The 15,971-nt window shown below is 42.0% G+C and carries 14 protein-coding genes and 3 tRNA genes; 12 read left to right on the forward strand and 5 right to left on the reverse strand.

The window, feature by feature from the left end; genetic code table 11:
- Nucleotides 1-31: 31 nt before the first annotated feature.
- Nucleotides 32-679: a uracil phosphoribosyltransferase gene (gene upp / locus FM107_RS03925; RefSeq protein ID WP_086947225.1), complete on the reverse strand. Its 648-nt coding sequence runs from the start codon at nt 677-679 to the stop codon at nt 32-34.
- 217 nt (nt 680-896) lie between these two features.
- On the opposite strand from upp, the gene uvrB reads away from it, so the two are divergent.
- Complete coding sequence (gene uvrB / locus FM107_RS03930; RefSeq protein WP_086947226.1) at nt 897-2,933, forward strand: excinuclease ABC subunit UvrB; 2,037 nt, start codon at nt 897-899, stop codon at nt 2,931-2,933.
- A gap of 4 nt (nt 2,934-2,937) precedes the next feature.
- Here uvrB and FM107_RS03935 read toward each other — a convergent pair whose 3' ends face one another.
- On the reverse strand, nt 2,938-3,366 hold the full coding sequence (locus FM107_RS03935) for a hypothetical protein (protein WP_086947227.1): 429 nt from the start codon (nt 3,364-3,366) through the stop codon (nt 2,938-2,940).
- A gap of 165 nt (nt 3,367-3,531) precedes the next feature.
- Between FM107_RS03935 and proB the strand changes: the two genes are divergently transcribed.
- The 4 genes from proB to FM107_RS03955 all read left to right on the forward strand — a co-directional run bounded on the left by proB (nt 3,532) and on the right by FM107_RS03955 (nt 7,029).
- The gene (gene proB, locus FM107_RS03940; protein WP_086947228.1) at nt 3,532-4,566 is read left to right on the forward strand and encodes a glutamate 5-kinase; all 1,035 of its coding nucleotides are present in this window, start codon (nt 3,532-3,534) and stop codon (nt 4,564-4,566) included.
- Entirely contained in the window at nt 4,566-5,816 is a 1,251-nt protein-coding gene (locus FM107_RS03945) for a glutamate-5-semialdehyde dehydrogenase (RefSeq protein ID WP_086947229.1), read from the forward strand. The genes proB and FM107_RS03945 overlap by 1 nt, the downstream gene beginning before the upstream one ends.
- Before the next feature lie 2 nt (nt 5,817-5,818).
- Entirely contained in the window at nt 5,819-6,226 is a 408-nt protein-coding gene (locus FM107_RS03950; protein WP_086947230.1) for a hypothetical protein, read from the forward strand.
- A gap of 167 nt (nt 6,227-6,393) precedes the next feature.
- Nucleotides 6,394-7,029: a peroxiredoxin gene (locus FM107_RS03955; RefSeq protein WP_086947231.1), complete on the forward strand. Its 636-nt coding sequence runs from the start codon at nt 6,394-6,396 to the stop codon at nt 7,027-7,029.
- A gap of 428 nt (nt 7,030-7,457) precedes the next feature.
- Here the strand turns inward: FM107_RS03955 and FM107_RS03960 are convergent, their stop codons facing one another.
- Together FM107_RS03960 and FM107_RS03965 are read right to left on the reverse strand one after the other, a co-directional pair.
- Nucleotides 7,458-8,552: a S1C family serine protease gene (locus FM107_RS03960; protein ID WP_086947232.1), complete on the reverse strand. Its 1,095-nt coding sequence runs from the start codon at nt 8,550-8,552 to the stop codon at nt 7,458-7,460.
- A gap of 21 nt (nt 8,553-8,573) precedes the next feature.
- Nucleotides 8,574-9,140, reverse strand: coding sequence for an RNA polymerase sigma factor (locus tag FM107_RS03965; protein ID WP_086947233.1), 567 nt, complete (start codon nt 9,138-9,140; stop codon nt 8,574-8,576).
- Nucleotides 9,141-9,389: 249 nt separating this feature from the next.
- Here FM107_RS03965 and ispF point away from each other — a divergent pair, with 249 nt between their 5' ends.
- From ispF to uvrC, 4 genes are all read left to right on the forward strand, one after another.
- Nucleotides 9,390-9,872, forward strand: a complete 483-nt coding sequence (gene ispF, locus FM107_RS03970) for a 2-C-methyl-D-erythritol 2,4-cyclodiphosphate synthase (protein WP_086947234.1) — start codon at nt 9,390-9,392, stop codon at nt 9,870-9,872.
- A 106-nt stretch (nt 9,873-9,978) separates the two neighbouring features.
- Nucleotides 9,979-10,173, forward strand: a complete 195-nt coding sequence (locus tag FM107_RS03975) for a hypothetical protein (protein ID WP_086947235.1) — start codon at nt 9,979-9,981, stop codon at nt 10,171-10,173.
- 162 nt (nt 10,174-10,335) lie between these two features.
- Nucleotides 10,336-12,582 (forward strand): penicillin-binding protein 1A, encoded by a 2,247-nt coding sequence (locus tag FM107_RS03980; RefSeq protein ID WP_086947236.1) that lies wholly within the window; start codon nt 10,336-10,338, stop codon nt 12,580-12,582.
- A 74-nt stretch (nt 12,583-12,656) separates the two neighbouring features.
- Nucleotides 12,657-14,462: an excinuclease ABC subunit UvrC gene (gene uvrC / locus FM107_RS03985; RefSeq protein ID WP_086947237.1), complete on the forward strand. Its 1,806-nt coding sequence runs from the start codon at nt 12,657-12,659 to the stop codon at nt 14,460-14,462.
- Here uvrC and era read toward each other — a convergent pair.
- Nucleotides 14,459-15,337 (reverse strand): GTPase Era, encoded by an 879-nt coding sequence (gene era / locus FM107_RS03990; protein WP_086947238.1) that lies wholly within the window; start codon nt 15,335-15,337, stop codon nt 14,459-14,461. The genes uvrC and era overlap by 4 nt on opposite strands.
- A 116-nt stretch (nt 15,338-15,453) precedes the next feature.
- Here era and FM107_RS03995 point away from each other — a divergent pair.
- The 3 genes from FM107_RS03995 (at nt 15,454) to FM107_RS04005 (ending at nt 15,768) form a co-directional block, all read left to right on the forward strand.
- Nucleotides 15,454-15,526: transfer RNA gene (locus tag FM107_RS03995), tRNA-Met, on the forward strand.
- Nucleotides 15,527-15,574: 48 nt separating this feature from the next.
- Nucleotides 15,575-15,647 (forward strand) — tRNA-Met (locus FM107_RS04000).
- 48 nt (nt 15,648-15,695) lie between these two features.
- Nucleotides 15,696-15,768 (forward strand) — tRNA-Met (locus FM107_RS04005).
- Nucleotides 15,769-15,971: the final 203 nt, after the last annotated feature.

Consider the following 15,971-nt stretch of genomic DNA (forward strand, 5'->3'; position numbering starts at 1 on the left):
TCTATTATGTTGATGTTAATATTTACGTAGATTATCCTTCTTTTTTACCGTATGCTAAGTCCCCTGCGTCGCCAAGTCCGGGAACGATATATGCTTTCGAAGTAAGCTCGTTGTCCACCGCCGCGATCCAAATATGTGCATCCGGTAAAAAGGCTTGAACATGCTGGAGACCTTCTTCCGAGGCAATCACCGCTGCAATGTGTAACTCTTTAATGTTATAGTCGGCCAGTAAGTCTTGACAACATAATACCAGACTGCGTCCGGTGGCGAGCATCGGATCGGCAACGATAACTATCTTTTCATCGAGATTCGGACTGTTGGAATATTTTTTTTGGATCTCCATTTCGCCACTTTTCTTGGTGTGTCGGTATGCGGCCATAAATGCATTTGGCGCTTTGTCAAATACGCGTAGCATGCCTTGATGGAACGGTAACCCGGCCCGGATAATGGTGGCTAATACGGGTTGCTCCTCTAAAACATTGTGATTTGCCGTTCCTAAAGGGGTCTCGACAGTAACTGGTTTATAACTTAATGTCTTGCTAATTTCATAGGCGATGATCTCGCCAAGCCGCTCTAGATTGTACCTAAAACGCATACTGTCTTTTTGAATTTCGACGTCCCGTAGTTCCACCATATAATGGTTTGCAATACTGTTTTCTTTTGTTAATATCGTTACCATAACAGTGTGGTTGAAGTGTTTTACGAATATACAAATTTTATGCTGTAACGCTATCGCCGTCCTGCGGGTTCTACGTTTTCTCGCTGTATGTTATTCTTCTTTACTGTAGCCCATAATCTGTTAAAGTTTCGATGGCTTGCAAAAATGAAGTACTTCCCAGTGAAGCCTCAAAGTTTATTTTTTTTAGTATTTTTGATTTTGTCTAATCCCAATAAATATGAAGTTTGAATTGACATCGGATTATAAGCCTACCGGAGACCAACCCCATGCGATAAAAGAGTTAGTGGACGGTGTGAACCAGGGGGAACGCTATCAGACGCTCCTGGGGGTCACGGGATCGGGAAAGACTTTTACTGTCGCTAATCTCATTCAGCAGACACAACGTCCTGCGTTGATTTTAAGCCACAACAAGACATTGGCAGCGCAGTTGTATGGCGAGTTTAAACAATTCTTCCCCGAGAATGCGGTGAATTATTTCGTTTCTTATTATGATTACTACCAGCCTGAAGCATTTATTGCCTCATCGAACACGTACATCGAGAAAGATTTAGCGATCAATGAAGAAATTGAGAAGCTGCGTTTGGCAACGACTTCATCATTGATGTCTGGCCGGCGAGATATTGTGGTGGTGTCTTCGGTTTCCTGTATTTATGGTATGGGTAATCCTGAGGATTTTTCACGGTCGATTTTCCGATTCGCGGTCGGTATGACCGTGAGTAGAAATGCATTTTTACACCGCTTGGTTGAAATTCTTTATGCGCGAACCACTACCGATTTCAAACGTGGAACGTTTCGTGTAAAAGGCGACGTGGTTGATATATTTCCGGCGTATTTAGACTATGCATTTCGAATATCTTTTTTCGGCGATGAGATTGATGAAATTAGTGAGATTGACCCCATTTCGGGAAAAACGATTAATAAAATCGAGGATATAGCTTTGTTCCCGGCAAATTTATTTGTTACACCGAAAGAAAAATTTACCAGCTCGATATGGGCCATTCAGGATGAATTGGTACAGCGTACGACGCAGCTCGAAGAGGAAGGGCGTATGTTAGAAGCCAAACGTCTTGAGGAGCGCGTAAATTATGACTTGGAAATGATGCGTGAATTGGGGTATTGTTCAGGAATTGAAAATTACTCGCGATTTTTTGATGGACGTACGGCCGGCATGCGACCTTTCTGCTTATTGGATTACTTTCCAGAAGATTACTTACTCATTATCGACGAAAGCCACGTAACACTCCCGCAACTTCGGGCGATGTATGGGGGCGACCGTTCGCGCAAAGTGTCCTTAGTAGAACACGGATTTAGGCTTCCCGCGGCGCTTGATAATCGGCCGCTTAATTTCTCGGAATTCGAATCATTAACCAATCAAACGGTCTATGTCTCTGCTACTCCGGGAGATTATGAATTACAACAAACCGAAGGAGTTGTCGTGGAGCAGGTTATCCGTCCGACGGGCCTTCTCGATCCTATTATAGAAGTGCACCCGGCAGTAAACCAGGTCGATGATTTCTTGGAAGAAGTTGATAAGACGATTAAAGAAGGGGGGCGGATCTTAGCGACGACACTTACCAAGCGTATGGCTGAAGAGCTCACTAAATATATGAACCGTTTAAATGTCAAAGTTCGGTACATCCATTCGGAAATAAAAACGCTCGAACGAGTAGAAATCTTGCGTGGGTTACGGTTAGGTGAATTCGATGTTTTGGTTGGCGTCAACTTGTTACGTGAGGGTTTAGATTTACCTGAAGTAACGCTGGTGGCGATTTTGGATGCTGACAAAGAAGGTTTCTTGCGTTCGTACCGGTCTTTGATACAGACGATTGGACGCGCGGCGCGTAACGATCGCGGAAGGGTTGTGATGTATGCGGATAAAATGACCGACAGTATGCGCGTAACCATCGATGAAACAAATAGACGGCGCGAAAAGCAATTAGCCTATAATTTAGAGCATGGCATTACTCCGCGGACTGTAGGGAAAACTCGAGAGGAAATCATCGAGCAGACTTCCGTTGCCGATTTTAAATCAGTTGAAGGGAAAGCCTACATTGAACCTGATGCAGCATCGTTAATTGCAGCTGATCCGGTAATGAACCACCTCGGTAATAAAGATCTTACAAAAGCCATTGAAAATGTCCGTAAACAGATGGATAAAGCGGCTAAGGACATGGATTTCCTCGCCGCAGCGAAGTTACGCGACGAAATGTTTGCAATGGAGCAACTATATCAAGAAAAGTTTGGCGTAAAGTAATCCGTTATTTTTTTTCCTCGTAAAGTGTTTGTTTGTCATGGACAACTGACCAGCAATGATCTTGGTGTTTTAGTTGATAGTCGTGCGAGGCGAATAAATTTGGTGACTTATTCTCCAACACGACACTTTCAGTTTCTTCTTTAAGGAATAATTCAGCTTTATGTTGTATGGAGTCAATAAGTACAAATGCTGCGGTTTCGTAATTGGCACTCGTATCGGTGATGTTTAAGGTGATCGTTCCTTCCCACGGTCGTATACATTCTTCTTTTAACTTCGACCAGGTGTAGCCAGCAGATACTAAGCAACCGTTTTTATCTTTTTCGTTTCCAACGACTATAGAGGAGGGGGAGTCGCTTTGGCTTTCACTATTCTTTTTCGCACCCTGACAGGCATTTAGAAGATAAACAAACAGGATCAAGGATAAATATCTCATAAATTAGTTTTTAGCTTGTGTAGGGCATAAATCGTACCAACGTCAAGCAGATTGGACGAGCTGCTATTTGTTTTTTAGTGGTTATTAGTCGGTTTTTAATAAAAAGCTTATTACATTTACAAAAGCCGTGTTAATGAGCATGTTTTTTATCAAATTATTAATGGAATGAAAAAACCAGTATTGGTTATTAAATTTGGATCGGCATCCATTACAACCAAAGGGGGAGAGATTGATGAGCGGATTGTGCTTGAAATAGCAAGACAAACCGCGCAATTACAAAGCACGTACAATATCGTACTTGTTTCCTCGGGTGCAGTTGCTGCGGGTAAGCGTTTTTTGGTTAATTATGCAGGTACTTTGTCCGAGCGTAAAGCGGCGGCAGCGATTGGTAACCCCTTACTCGTCCGTAAATATAGTACCTATTTTAAGCCCTTTGGAATTGCCTTGGCACAGAGTTTATGTGAACGACAACATTTTGCCAACCGGGCACAGTTCTTGCAGCTTAAAGATACGTACATGGAGTTATGGAAAAACAACGTTATTCCAATTGCAAATGAAAATGACGTGGTTAGCAATACAGAACTGAAATTCTCTGATAATGATGAGTTAGCCACGATGATAGGAGTCGGTTTTGATGCGGAACAAATTCTTTTTAGTACTTCAGTGCCTGGGGTGCTTGATACCAAAGGTAATGTCGTACCTGAGATCAAGGTGATCGATAAAGAGGCGCTCTCTTTAGCACGTAAGGATAAATCCTCTTTAGGCTTAGGCGGGATGACCTCCAAACTTAATTTCGCGCGACTTGCCAATCAGATGGGCGTTCGAGCGGTTATCTTTAGTATGCAAACTCCGGAAGCAATAATAAAAGCCGTAAATGGGGCGACCGGGACCGTCTGCCATGCACTGGCCAAGAAGGTATCGTCTCGCAATAAGTGGCTCGCCAGTGGAAGTATAATAAAAGCACAAGTGAAAATTGACGAGGGTGCGGTGCAAGCGATAAAGAACAGAAAAAGTTTACTAGCTGTAGGTGTAATTCATATAAATCAGTCTTTTGATACGGGGGAAGTATTTCAGATAGCGGACCGGAATGGGGCCGTTATTGCCGTGGCGAAGGCCAAGATCGACGTGTTAGATATGAATTCTATTCAAAAGAAAAAAAATGTGGCAATTGCACATGCAGACAATATTGTATTAATGTAATGAGAGATAATATTAAAGAAGAATTGGTAGCGGCGCGCGTTGCCAGCCGGCAGCTTCGGCAGCTAACGAATGATGTACGTAAAGACGTGTTATCGGAGATTTCGAGAGCCATCCGTTCAAAGATAGGAACTATTATAACCGAGAATAAACGAGATTTGGAGCGCATGGATCCTTCAGACCCGCGCTACGACCGATTATCGCTTGACGAGTCGCGTATAAATGGCTTGTCAACAAGTATTCTGGAAATAGCAAGTCTTCCTGATCCTGCGAGCGTGCTCCTTTCGTCAAAAAAGCTGGAAAATGGACTGTCCATCGAAAAGAAGACTGTCCCTTTAGGGGTAGTGGGCGTAATCTACGAATCTAGACCTAATGTTACAGTGGACGTTGCGGCGCTTTGTATCCGTTCGGCGAATGTATGCCTGCTCCGCGGTGGTTCAGACGCTTGGTTCACGAATAGTATTTTGGTTTCTATTATACGCGAGGTTCTGTTTAAATTTGATTTAGATGTTAATATTGTGCAGTTGCTACCAACTGACCGCGCGTTTGTGACCGAATTGTTATTGGCCGTTAAATATGTCGATATTATAATACCCCGTGGCTCGCAAGGGCTCATTGATTTTGTTCGCGAGAACGCAAAAGTGCCCGTTATTGAGACGGGGGCTGGCGTTTGTCACACTTATGTGGAGAGTAGTGCCGATATTCTACAAGCTGCGCGCATCGTTGCGAATGCAAAAATTTCCAGACCCTCTGTCTGCAATGCGCTTGATACGGTCGTGGTCGATGCGTCAGTGAGGGACGAATTTTTACGGGCCCTGTCTCCAAATTTTCAAAGGGCAGGTGTTGAAGTTTATGCCGATAAGCGGTCGTACGATACGCTTGGCGAGCTGGCTTATCCGCATTTGAAACAGGCTACAGAGAGCGATTTTGGCCGTGAGTTTTTATCGCTAGGTTGTTCCATCAAGGTAGTTGATTCTTTTGAGGAGGCACTGCAACATATTGAAGAACATTCCTCGAAACACTCCGAATGTATTGTGTCTGATGATCCCGAAAAAGTTTCGATATTTATGGAATCAGTGGATGCAGCAGCAGTGTATCATAATGCATCGACTCGGTTTACCGACGGAGCAGAATTTGGTCTGGGCGCTGAAATAGGAATTTCCACACAAAAATTACATGCCCGCGGGCCATTTGCTTTAGAAAAGCTAGTGACCGAAAAATGGTATGTTAACGGTACTGGACAAATCCGTTAAAAATGGGAATACGATACGAAAAAGATAGCATTGTGGATTGGGCTAATGAACTGGGTAAGTTTTTACGTTTAATTGTGGATAAATATAATGCTTTCGATGAGCCCGTTGCTGCTGATATTTTGGAAGACGGCTATTTGAATTTTTTTCAAAAAGAGCGCGATTGGATACACGGAGTTTCCGAGCAAGAATTATTCGCCTACGTAAATAAAGACCTTCAGGAGGGACAAATACGACCTTTAGGACTGCTTATACTGGATGATGCTAAGTTTTCGAATGTAAGTAGTGAACTCAAAAAGTCACTGTTTCGGAAAGCAAAGTTATTACTTAATCACGCTTCTGAGCGATTAGAGCAATTTTCTTTCGAAGATTATGAAAGAATGACCGAAATTGAAAATGAGCTGTTAAAATAAAGGAATTGCTCGCGATTTTAAAATGGCGCGGGCAATTACGAGTCGTTGAATCTCGATGGTGTCTTCATAAAGTTTTTTTGAAAACGGTGGCTAACATTTTGAAAAACAAATTAATCTACTAAATTTGTAGAGTATTAAGATTAAATAACCACATAAATAATAACGATATGAGTTTAAAATTAGGAGATACCGCGCCGAATTTTCAGGCCGAAACGTCAATAGGGCCGATCGATTTTTACGAGTTCATCGATGGTGGATGGGCAGTTTTGTATTCGCACCCCTCTGACTACACACCGGTGTGTACTACGGAGTTGGGACGTACTGCTCAACTTAAATCGGAATTTGAGAAGCGCAACACAAAAGTTTTAGCGTTAAGTGTGGATTCTGTCGAAGATCATTTGGGCTGGATTAAAGATATTAATGAGACACAAAACACGAATGTGGAATTCCCGATCATTGCAGATAAAGATCGCAAGGTGTCGGAACTGTATGATATGATTCATCCCAATGCTTCGGCGACAGCAACCGTACGCTCGGTGTTCGTAATCGGACCGGATAAAAAAGTCAAGTTGACCCTTACATATCCTGCCTCTACGGGAAGAAACTTTAATGAAATACTTCGTGTCATCGACTCCTTGCAGCTTACGGCAGACTATTCTGTTGCTACTCCTGCAGACTGGAATGATGGAGATGATGTCATCGTTGTGCCAGCGATTAAAACAGAAGATATCGCTGCTAAGTTTCCTAAGGGGTTCAACGAAGTAAAACCGTACTTGCGCGTTACACCACAACCGAACAAATAGGTGACTTTAAAACGTGTGTTATAAATGTTAAAGGCCTTCTAGATTCTAGGGGCCTTTTTTAGTTGTGCACTCGGCATGGGGGCATGTACTCTAAGGCGGTAAGTACCGAACGCGCCTTGATGGTATGGAAGCGTTAACCTAAGGCAAGAGTGTTCTTCGTGAGGTGGAGTGTGAAGGAAACCTGGCGTAAACCTCCGCCGGACGAACAGGAACCGGAAGCGGATCAGGCAGTTACTGATGGGTTGGACAACGCATTTTAAAAGAATGCAGAATTTGTCAATCTAAAAGACGCTGTAAATACTACTTAACTCGTTCATATTTAATGAACCGCCAATATACCGAACGGTACGTATGGTGGTGTGAGTGGGCAGATGGTCAAAAAATGGCTATCTTCTTCCCCGGTTTGTATATCTTAACGCTGCGGGAATTTAATAAACTTTTACTAAATAGATGAAGTCTTGGATTTTTTTGACCTGATCGGTACGCGATAAACTGTTGAGTAAATTTCGATTACCTAGAATGACGTTGCCTCGCAGTGAATCGGCGGGGATATCATTCAGGGTCTCCATCAGTGCTTTGGTTTTAATAGCAAACGCAGCGCCGTCAATTCCTTTTTGTTTACCGCTTATTATACCAATTACATTTCCATCTTTGTCCAGCACCGGACCGCCACTGTTCCCTGGGTTAACCGGAATTGAAATTTGATAGGCGATCGTATCGCCTGCATAACCTGTAGCGGAACTCAAGTAACCTTGACCATATACGGCTTCATCTCTCGGAAACCCTATCGTATAAATATCTTCACCTAAATCAGAATCTTTTTTCTTGAAAGTATAGGGGAGTGCCTTTGAGGATTTGAAAGTAGAATCGTTGATATGCAGGATTGCGATATCCTTATCTTCATTGGTGTATATGATATCCGCCTTAAAGGACTCACCTTTGTGGTTCTGTAGGTGCACCGAGTCAGCACCGGTAATAACGTGATAATTCGTTACTACATAACCGTCTCGGGTAATGGAAAATCCTGTAGCACCGTAATGCATCGGTTCATTACCATCTTTACTATTATTCATATTTTTGATTGCGGCACTTTGCGCATTAACGTTGCGTTTTACAGAATTCATGTCCCTGCGTAATGCGCTGTAATCTGAGGTAGCTTTGCGTAGGTTTGAATAGTATCCTGTTAGCCAAAGAGTCGAAAATACCGATACAATCGCAATGGCTGCAGCTACTGCGACGTTTAATTTAAGTTTGTCCCAAAGTGTAATGACGAGTGATTGTTTATTAGGAGAAACTTGCTTTTGGTAGACCTGTGCAGTTTCCTTTAATGTGTTTTTAAAATTAATACGATCGCTCGTTCGTTTCAGCTTCTCTAAAAAAGAGCGGTGTTCGGCGAATAGGTCTGCATGTACAGAATTTGTCTTACAATAATCCTCAAAACGAATACGGTCCTGTATGGCGAGCTCGCCACGGAGGTAAGCATCGGCCCATTCTAAAAATTCTTGTTGACTTAAAACCTTCATTGCTTTCTATTGTCTGGTAATTTATTTCTTAAAAAATATCTTCTTTAAGCGTTGGAGGCACTTGTATTTTTGAGTTTTGGCATTATCTGTATTCGTATAGCCAAATTTTTCACAAATGTCAGTCATGGATTTATTGCTAATATAGAAGTCATATAAGATGGTTTTACAAGGCTCTCCCAATCCATCTAAAGCGACCTCCATGTTTGCAAAATTAGCCTCCATCGCTTCGTGCTCTTCCGCGGCTTCATCTGCTGCAAGCGCATCTTCATGTTGTTCGTCGATACGTTCGACCTTATACTTGGATGTGCCACGAGTAAGTTGTTTTAACCATAATCGGTATGAAATTGCGTATAAGAAAGTTTGTAGTTTACTGCTAAGTTCGAAGTTTGTGTTCGTCACTTTGTCGTAGAGTACCATTACTGTTTCTTGAAAAATGTCTTGTGCCTCCTCTCGGCTGCCCTGATTATTCAGAATCATTTTTTCGATTGGAGGGTAGTATAATCGATAGATATGGTCAATCGACGTATTGTTACCGTTCCTGATATCTTGGATGATCGCACTATCAATATCATTATTATCCTTACTCACTTATTAATACCTTTTTAATCAAATAGTAACCTTGGTGTGTTCGTGTTTTTTACTTTTTTGTTATTTAAACGAAACTTGTCGACCTAATTCAAAAGTACTAATTAAATATTGATCTGTGTATAATGACATTTGCAAAATCAATGTTAAAAATGTTGCGCGGTCCTGCGCTTTATAATGTTTTTTTGATCCATTAAGGGATTTGTTGCCGATATAGTGAGGTATCATTTATAATTTTCTAAATTAGCGGGTATGAAAATTAAGGTAGGATTTGGATTTGACGTTCATCAGATGAAAGCGGGACATCCCTTCATTGTAGGCGGAGTAAACATGGAGCATCATGCAGGGGCCTTCGGGCATTCCGATGCAGATGTGTTAGTTCATGCTATTTGTGATGCGATTCTAGGAGCGGCAAACTTGGAAGACATTGGTTATCATTTCCCGAATACCGACATGCGTTGGAAAGGAGTAAGTAGTCTTTTTTTGTTGGAGGAGTGCGTGCGTTTGATCACAGAAAAGGGATTTGTATTAGGGAATATAGACGGGATGTTGTGTCTGGAGGCACCGAAAATAAAGCCATATATCCCTTTAATGAAAGAGAAAATTGCCCAGGCAACGGGTTTGGAGATTGAAGATATCTCGATTAAAGCGACCACGAATGAAACAATGGGGTTTATTGGTCGAGAAGAAGGTGTTGTGGCATATGCAGTATGCCTTATCGAGCGAGTAAAATAGTATGACGTGAAGAAATAGGGGATATGGCAGACTCCGGAACCGTTAAGGTGGACGAAATTAGGTGCGCGATCTTAGTTTTGCTGTAACGTCAGGTTGTTCAATCTTCATGGGAAATTATTTCTTGGTTTTTCTACGAGCTACCGGGACAAAGTTGTTTTTGTTCAGCTCGATGGGTTTGTTATTAGCGCCAGCGAAAACAGCGCTTGTTACAGCCCATTTTGAATCTGGTTTTGCAGGGGACGTTGTTCCGGCGACCACCGATCCAGGTGGATTTTTGACGGCACTGAAGGAAACTTTTTAAGAAATTTCAAAACTTACGCAGCGAGAATATTACCTTTGTTTGCTAATATAGGGCTGTAACACTAAAGAATTACACGACTTTAGTTGTCAACAATAATATTGGCACGTAAACTGTTGGAGTAGCATTGAAATTTACCGACAGTGATATTGTATTTTAATTAATATGAAGAGAGAATCGAAGCAAAAAAAGTTGACGGATGAAAACATCACACGTTACACGAGAAACTTTTGGAAAATACTTTTTGGAATTTTTGTCATCGCTGCGTTGTTTATTTTTGCAGTACGTATTGGTGTTTTCGGTAAATTACCGTCGTTCGAAGAGTTAGAAAACCCAAAAAGTAACCTAGCCTCCGAAGTATTGTCGGATGATTTAAAAGTTTTAGGTACGTACTATAAGCACAACCGTTCAAATGTTAAATACTCAGAACTCTCACCAAACCTTGTCGAAGCGCTAATTTCGACGGAAGATAAGCGGTTTTACAGCCATTCCGGAATCGATTATTCCCGGACAATCACGACTGTGTTTCACACGTTGATGGGAAATAAGCAGGGAGGGAGTACCATTACCCAGCAGCTTGCCTTAAATCTATTTTCGGAAAAGCGGGAGCGCAATACGTTAAAACGTATTATGCAGAAATTTCAGGAATGGATCACTGCCGTCCGTTTAGAGAGGAGTTATACGAAAGAGGAGATTATCACGATGTACTTTAATACGGTGGATTTCGGTGCCTATAATACATTTGGTATTAAGTCTGCCGCACGAACCTATTTCAACACAACGCCTGATCAACTACAACCTGAAGAGGCCGCGATATTAGTTGGAATGTTGAAAGGTACATATTTATACTCACCTGTGAAATTCCCTGAACGGGCACTAGCACGACGAAACCAAGTGCTCAATAATATGGGACGTCAAAATTTTTTAACCGACGATGAACTGGAGAAGGCGAAAAGCACACCGATCACTTTGAAATTAAATATTTCCAGTTATGGCGAAGGGCTAGCACCTTATTTTCGCGCGGTATTAAAAGGAGTTATTAGATCTGAGTTCAAGCGTTTATCGATAACCAAGGCGGATGGTACACCATACGATCTGGATCGCGACGGGTTGAGAGTATATACACCAATTAACTTTGCGATGCAGGAGCATGCGGAGTCCGCCCAAAAGGAATGGATGGAAAAGTTACAGCGTGATTTTGATAAACAATATAAAAATATCGACCCATTCAAAGGTAAAAATGCCAACTTATTGGTGACTGGTATGCGCAGATCAGATCGCTATCGAACGTTAAAAGATGATGGTTTATCTGAAGAGCAAATTAAACTAGAATTTCAGAAAAAGGTACCGATGTCTGTGTTCACCTATAAAGGTAGTGTTGATACAATTATGTCCCCTATGGACTCGATACGCTATAATAAGTTATTTCTTCAAAATGCGGTCATGTCGATGGAGCCTAAAACAGGGCATATTAAGGCATGGGTCGGGGGCGTCGATTTTGAGCACTTTAAATTTGACCATGTCAAGCAAGCGGAACGTCAGGTAGGGTCAACGGCAAAACCGTTTACTTACGCTGTTGCGATTGACAACGGCTATTCTCCCTGTTTTACGGTACCTAATCACTCGCGAACATACGGGAATTGGACACCACGAGGTACGGCACGTGGTGGGGATCCGATCACGATTAAAAATGCGTTAAAATATTCACAAAACTTTGCCTCGGCGTATATCATCAATGAGGTACAGGCAGGTAATGTTGCGGCCTTGACAAAGAAAATGGGGATTACCTCCAACGTGCCGAGTTATCCATCTATTGCGCTGGGCGCCTATGAGGCTTCGGTATTCGATATGGTAGGTGCTTATTCTGCGTTTGTGAATCATGGTACATGGATAGAGCCAACCATGATTTTACGCATTGAAGATAAGAATGGCGCTCCAATCTATGAAAAGACACCTAAGGTTGTTAAGGCTATTAATAGTGAATCTGCCTATATTATGGTGGATATGTTGAAAGGCGTTGTCGACGGCGGTACGGGGTCGCGTTTGCGAAGGGCCGAATATGGGGGACTCACCAACCCGATGGGAGGAAAAACCGGTACGACCAATGATAACTCGGATGCTTGGTTTATCGGGATTACGCCGGAGCTCGTGACGGGTGTTTGGACAGGCGCTGAGGACCGTGGGATACGCTTCCATAGCATGGCACTCGGGCAAGGAGCGCAGGCTGCGCTTCCTATTTTTGGATTGTATATGAATCGTGTTTTTAACGATAAAAGTTTGCATTATAGCCAGGAGGATTTTCCACTGCCACCGGGCGGACTTACGCGGGAAATTGATTGTAGTAAGTATGTGAAGTTTTACGGCACACCGACTGAAGAAGCTGAACTGAATGATGATCGATTAGGCTTTTAAAGCGTTTAATTCTTGATATAAATTGCTGAGCAGGAAATTTTTACGAAATTTGATGCTCAGCTTTTTTTTATTTTATGAGCGAACAGACATTTAATTACAAAGAAGAATTGAAAAAGATTCCTCATCGGCCTGGCGTATACCAGTATTTCGATCAGGATGATGTACTTATATACGTAGGAAAAGCGAAGGATCTACGTAATAGAGTAGGATCATATTTTGTAAATAACCATAACCTAAACAGCAAAACCAGAGTGCTTGTTCGAAAGATCAATCGTATTGCATTTACAATTGTTGATACCGAAATTGATGCCTGGCTGCTAGAAAATAATCTTATTAAGAAACACAAGCCGCGCTACAACGTACTCTTAAAAGATGACAAGACTTACCCCTGGATTGTTATTAAGAACGAACATTTTCCACGTGTTTTCTGGACGCGTCAACATATCAAAGATGGGTCTCGCTATTATGGTCCGTATGCCTCGGTTGGTATGATGCATATCGTGCTGGACATGATCCGTGAGCTTTTCCCCTTGCGAACCTGTAATTTGAATCTCGCGCCGCAAAATATCCAAAAAGGAAAGTATAAAGTTTGTTTGGAATATCAAATTGGTAACTGCAAGGGACCTTGCGAAGGATATCAGTCGGAAGAAAATTACGCGCAGAACCTCTCGGATATTAAGGATATTTTAAATGGAAAAATTGGCGTGGTGACCGCGCGGCTAAAACAACAAATGAATGAGGCAACCTCAGTGCTTAATTTTGAGGCGGCACACAAATATAAATCGAAACTTGAGAAGCTAAGCAGCTACCAAAGTAAATCGACTGTGGTTAGCGCTTCGATCAATAATGTGGATGTGTTTAATATTGCTTCGGATGAAAGTTACGCGTTTGTTAATTACCTAAAAGTAGCACACGGAGTTATTATACAGACCCAAACACTCGAAATGAAGCGCAGGCTTGATGAGACCGAAGCCGAACTGCTCGCCCTGGCAATTCCGGAAATAAGGGGTCGCTTTCGAAGTACCGCGAGTGAGATAATCGTACCATTTGATATCGACGTTCAAGGGGGGGATACGCTGAAGTTTGTCACTCCGAAAGCTGGCGAGAAGAAAAATTTGCTCGAGTTGTCGTATAAAAATGTGGCTTATTTTAAAAAAGAAAGGATGCTACAATACGAAAAGTTGAATCCAGACGTGAAAACCGAACGGATACTTACGCAAATGAAGAAAGATTTGCGGCTAAATGTTTTGCCGCAGCATATTGAATGTTTTGATAACTCCAATATTCAGGGGAATTACCCCGTATCGGCAATTGTCGTATTTAAAGACGCGAAGCCTTCAAAGAAAGATTACCGGCATTTCAATGTGAAGACGGTCGTTGGTCCAGACGATTTTGCGACCATGGAAGAAGCTGTTTTTAGGCGTTACAGGCGCACGCTGGATGAAGGACAGGGCTTGCCTCAACTTATCATCATTGATGGGGGAAAGGGCCAGCTAGGCGCAGCGTTAAAGAGTTTACGCTTATTAGGGATTGAAAAGCAAGTAACCGTTATCGGGATTGCGAAGCGCCTTGAAGAGTTGTACTACCCAGGTGATCAATATCCGCTTTATCTTGACAAACGGTCCGAGACATTAAAGATCATTCAACATTTACGGGACGAAGCGCACAGGTTTGGCATAACGTTTCACCGTAACCAACGAAGTAGAAAAACTTTTGTTTCTGATTTAGAGAATGTTCCGGGCGTTGGTAAAGTGTCGGTGGATAAATTATTAAGAACCTTTAAGTCAACAAAAAAAGTCAAAGAAGCTTCCGACGAAGCTTTGCTAAAAGTGCTTAACCTGAAACAGGTTAATGCACTTCGAGAATATTTTTCTGATTAAATGTCGTAACCGAATTGTTTTAGGTAGTTTTTCTTGGACCGCCAATCGGGAATCACTTTTACGAAAAGTTCCAGGAAGACTTTTCCGCCAATAAATTCTTCGATATCCTGACGCGCATAGGTTCCGACCTTTTTGATCATACTACCGGCCTTGCCGATGATGATATTCTTTTGCGAATCGCGCTCGACGATGATTTCTCCAGCGATACGGGTAATCGTAGGTTCTTCTTTGTAAGAGGTGATAATCACTTCTGTGCTATAAGGAATCTCTTTGTCGTAAAGTTTAAATATTTTTTCACGGACCATTTCGGCAACGAAGAAACGCATGTTTTTATCGGTCAATTCATCTTTTTCGTAATACGGCGCATGTACCGGTAATTTTTCTTTAATATATTCTAAGATTCCACCTACTCCATATCCTAGGAGCGCAGAGATTGCAAATACGGCGTCGGGATTGAGGTGTTGTTTCCAAAAGTCGATCTTTTCCATTACTTCTTGCTCGCTTGAGCGATCTACTTTATTGATGAGGACAGCTACGGGTGAACTGGTCTTCCGTAGTTTTTCGATCACATCATTCTCGTCATATTTTTCATGTATGTCGGTCACAAATAGTATAACATCGGCGTCGATTAGCGAACCTTGAACAAAATTCATCATCGATTCTTGTAAAGAGTAGTTGGGTTTTATGACTCCCGGTGTATCGGAAAATACGATTTGATGATCTTCGTCGTTAACAATGCCAATTATTCGGTGGCGAGTAGTCTGTGCTTTGGGTGTAATAATAGACATCTTTTCACCTACTAATGAGTTCATTAGTGTGGACTTACCCGCGTTGGGCTTCCCAATGATGCTTACGAATCCTGCTTTGTGCGACATTTTATCTTGCTTTTTATTTGGAATACAAAGAAACAAATAATATCTTTGTGCTCCAATTAAACGGAATGATATATTGCGCTGAGGGTATAAAGGCGCAATTTTTATATAAAATATATTGCGGGATGGAGCAGTTGGTAGCTCGTCGGGCTCATAACCCGAAGGTCATCAGTTCGAGTCTGGTTCCCGCTACTAAAAGAGCTAAGCGCGAGGCTTAGCTCAAGGAAATTAACAATATATTGCGGGATGGAGCAGTTGGTAGCTCGTCGGGCTCATAACCCGAAGGTCATCAGTTCGAGTCTGGTTCCCGCTACTAAGAGAGCTAAGCGTTAGGCTTAGCTCAAAGACATTAATAACACATTGCGGGATGGAGCAGTTGGTAGCTCGTCGGGCTCATAACCCGAAGGTCACTGGTTCGAGTCCAGTTCCCGCTACTAGCAAAGACAAGGTCTCACAGAAATGTGAGATCTTTCTTTATTTCACAGAGCATAGAATAAGTACCGAATCATAGCATTTTCAATTTGACATTTCTCTTGATTTCAAAAGATATCATTTTATAGTAAGAAATAGTATTGTTGAACTATCTTAATGTTTAAACGCATTTTTCATTAATTCCATTTCTCCGAATACTTAAATC

Origin of the sequence: Sphingobacterium sp. JB170, assembly GCF_900163865.1 — a bacterium.
Lineage (GTDB): Bacteria > Bacteroidota > Bacteroidia > Sphingobacteriales > Sphingobacteriaceae > Sphingobacterium.

Coding starts and splice junctions, on each gene's coding strand:
- uvrB (WP_086947226.1), top strand. CDS start 897: ATGAAGTTTGAATTGACATCGGATTATAAGCCTACCGGAGACCAACCC.
- era (WP_086947238.1), bottom strand. CDS start 15,337: ATGTCGCACAAAGCAGGATTCGTAAGCATCATTGGGAAGCCCAACGCG.
- FM107_RS03980 (WP_086947236.1), top strand. CDS start 10,336: ATGAAGAGAGAATCGAAGCAAAAAAAGTTGACGGATGAAAACATCACA.
- FM107_RS03960 (WP_086947232.1), bottom strand. CDS start 8,552: ATGAAGGTTTTAAGTCAACAAGAATTTTTAGAATGGGCCGATGCTTAC.
- uvrC (WP_086947237.1), top strand. CDS start 12,657: ATGAGCGAACAGACATTTAATTACAAAGAAGAATTGAAAAAGATTCCT.
- FM107_RS03950 (WP_086947230.1), top strand. CDS start 5,819: ATGGGAATACGATACGAAAAAGATAGCATTGTGGATTGGGCTAATGAA.
- proB (WP_086947228.1), top strand. CDS start 3,532: ATGAAAAAACCAGTATTGGTTATTAAATTTGGATCGGCATCCATTACA.
- FM107_RS03975 (WP_086947235.1), top strand. CDS start 9,979: ATGGGAAATTATTTCTTGGTTTTTCTACGAGCTACCGGGACAAAGTTG.
- FM107_RS03935 (WP_086947227.1), bottom strand. CDS start 3,366: ATGAGATATTTATCCTTGATCCTGTTTGTTTATCTTCTAAATGCCTGT.
- ispF (WP_086947234.1), top strand. CDS start 9,390: ATGAAAATTAAGGTAGGATTTGGATTTGACGTTCATCAGATGAAAGCG.
- FM107_RS03945 (WP_086947229.1), top strand. CDS start 4,566: ATGAGAGATAATATTAAAGAAGAATTGGTAGCGGCGCGCGTTGCCAGC.
- FM107_RS03955 (WP_086947231.1), top strand. CDS start 6,394: ATGAGTTTAAAATTAGGAGATACCGCGCCGAATTTTCAGGCCGAAACG.
- upp (WP_086947225.1), bottom strand. CDS start 679: ATGGTAACGATATTAACAAAAGAAAACAGTATTGCAAACCATTATATG.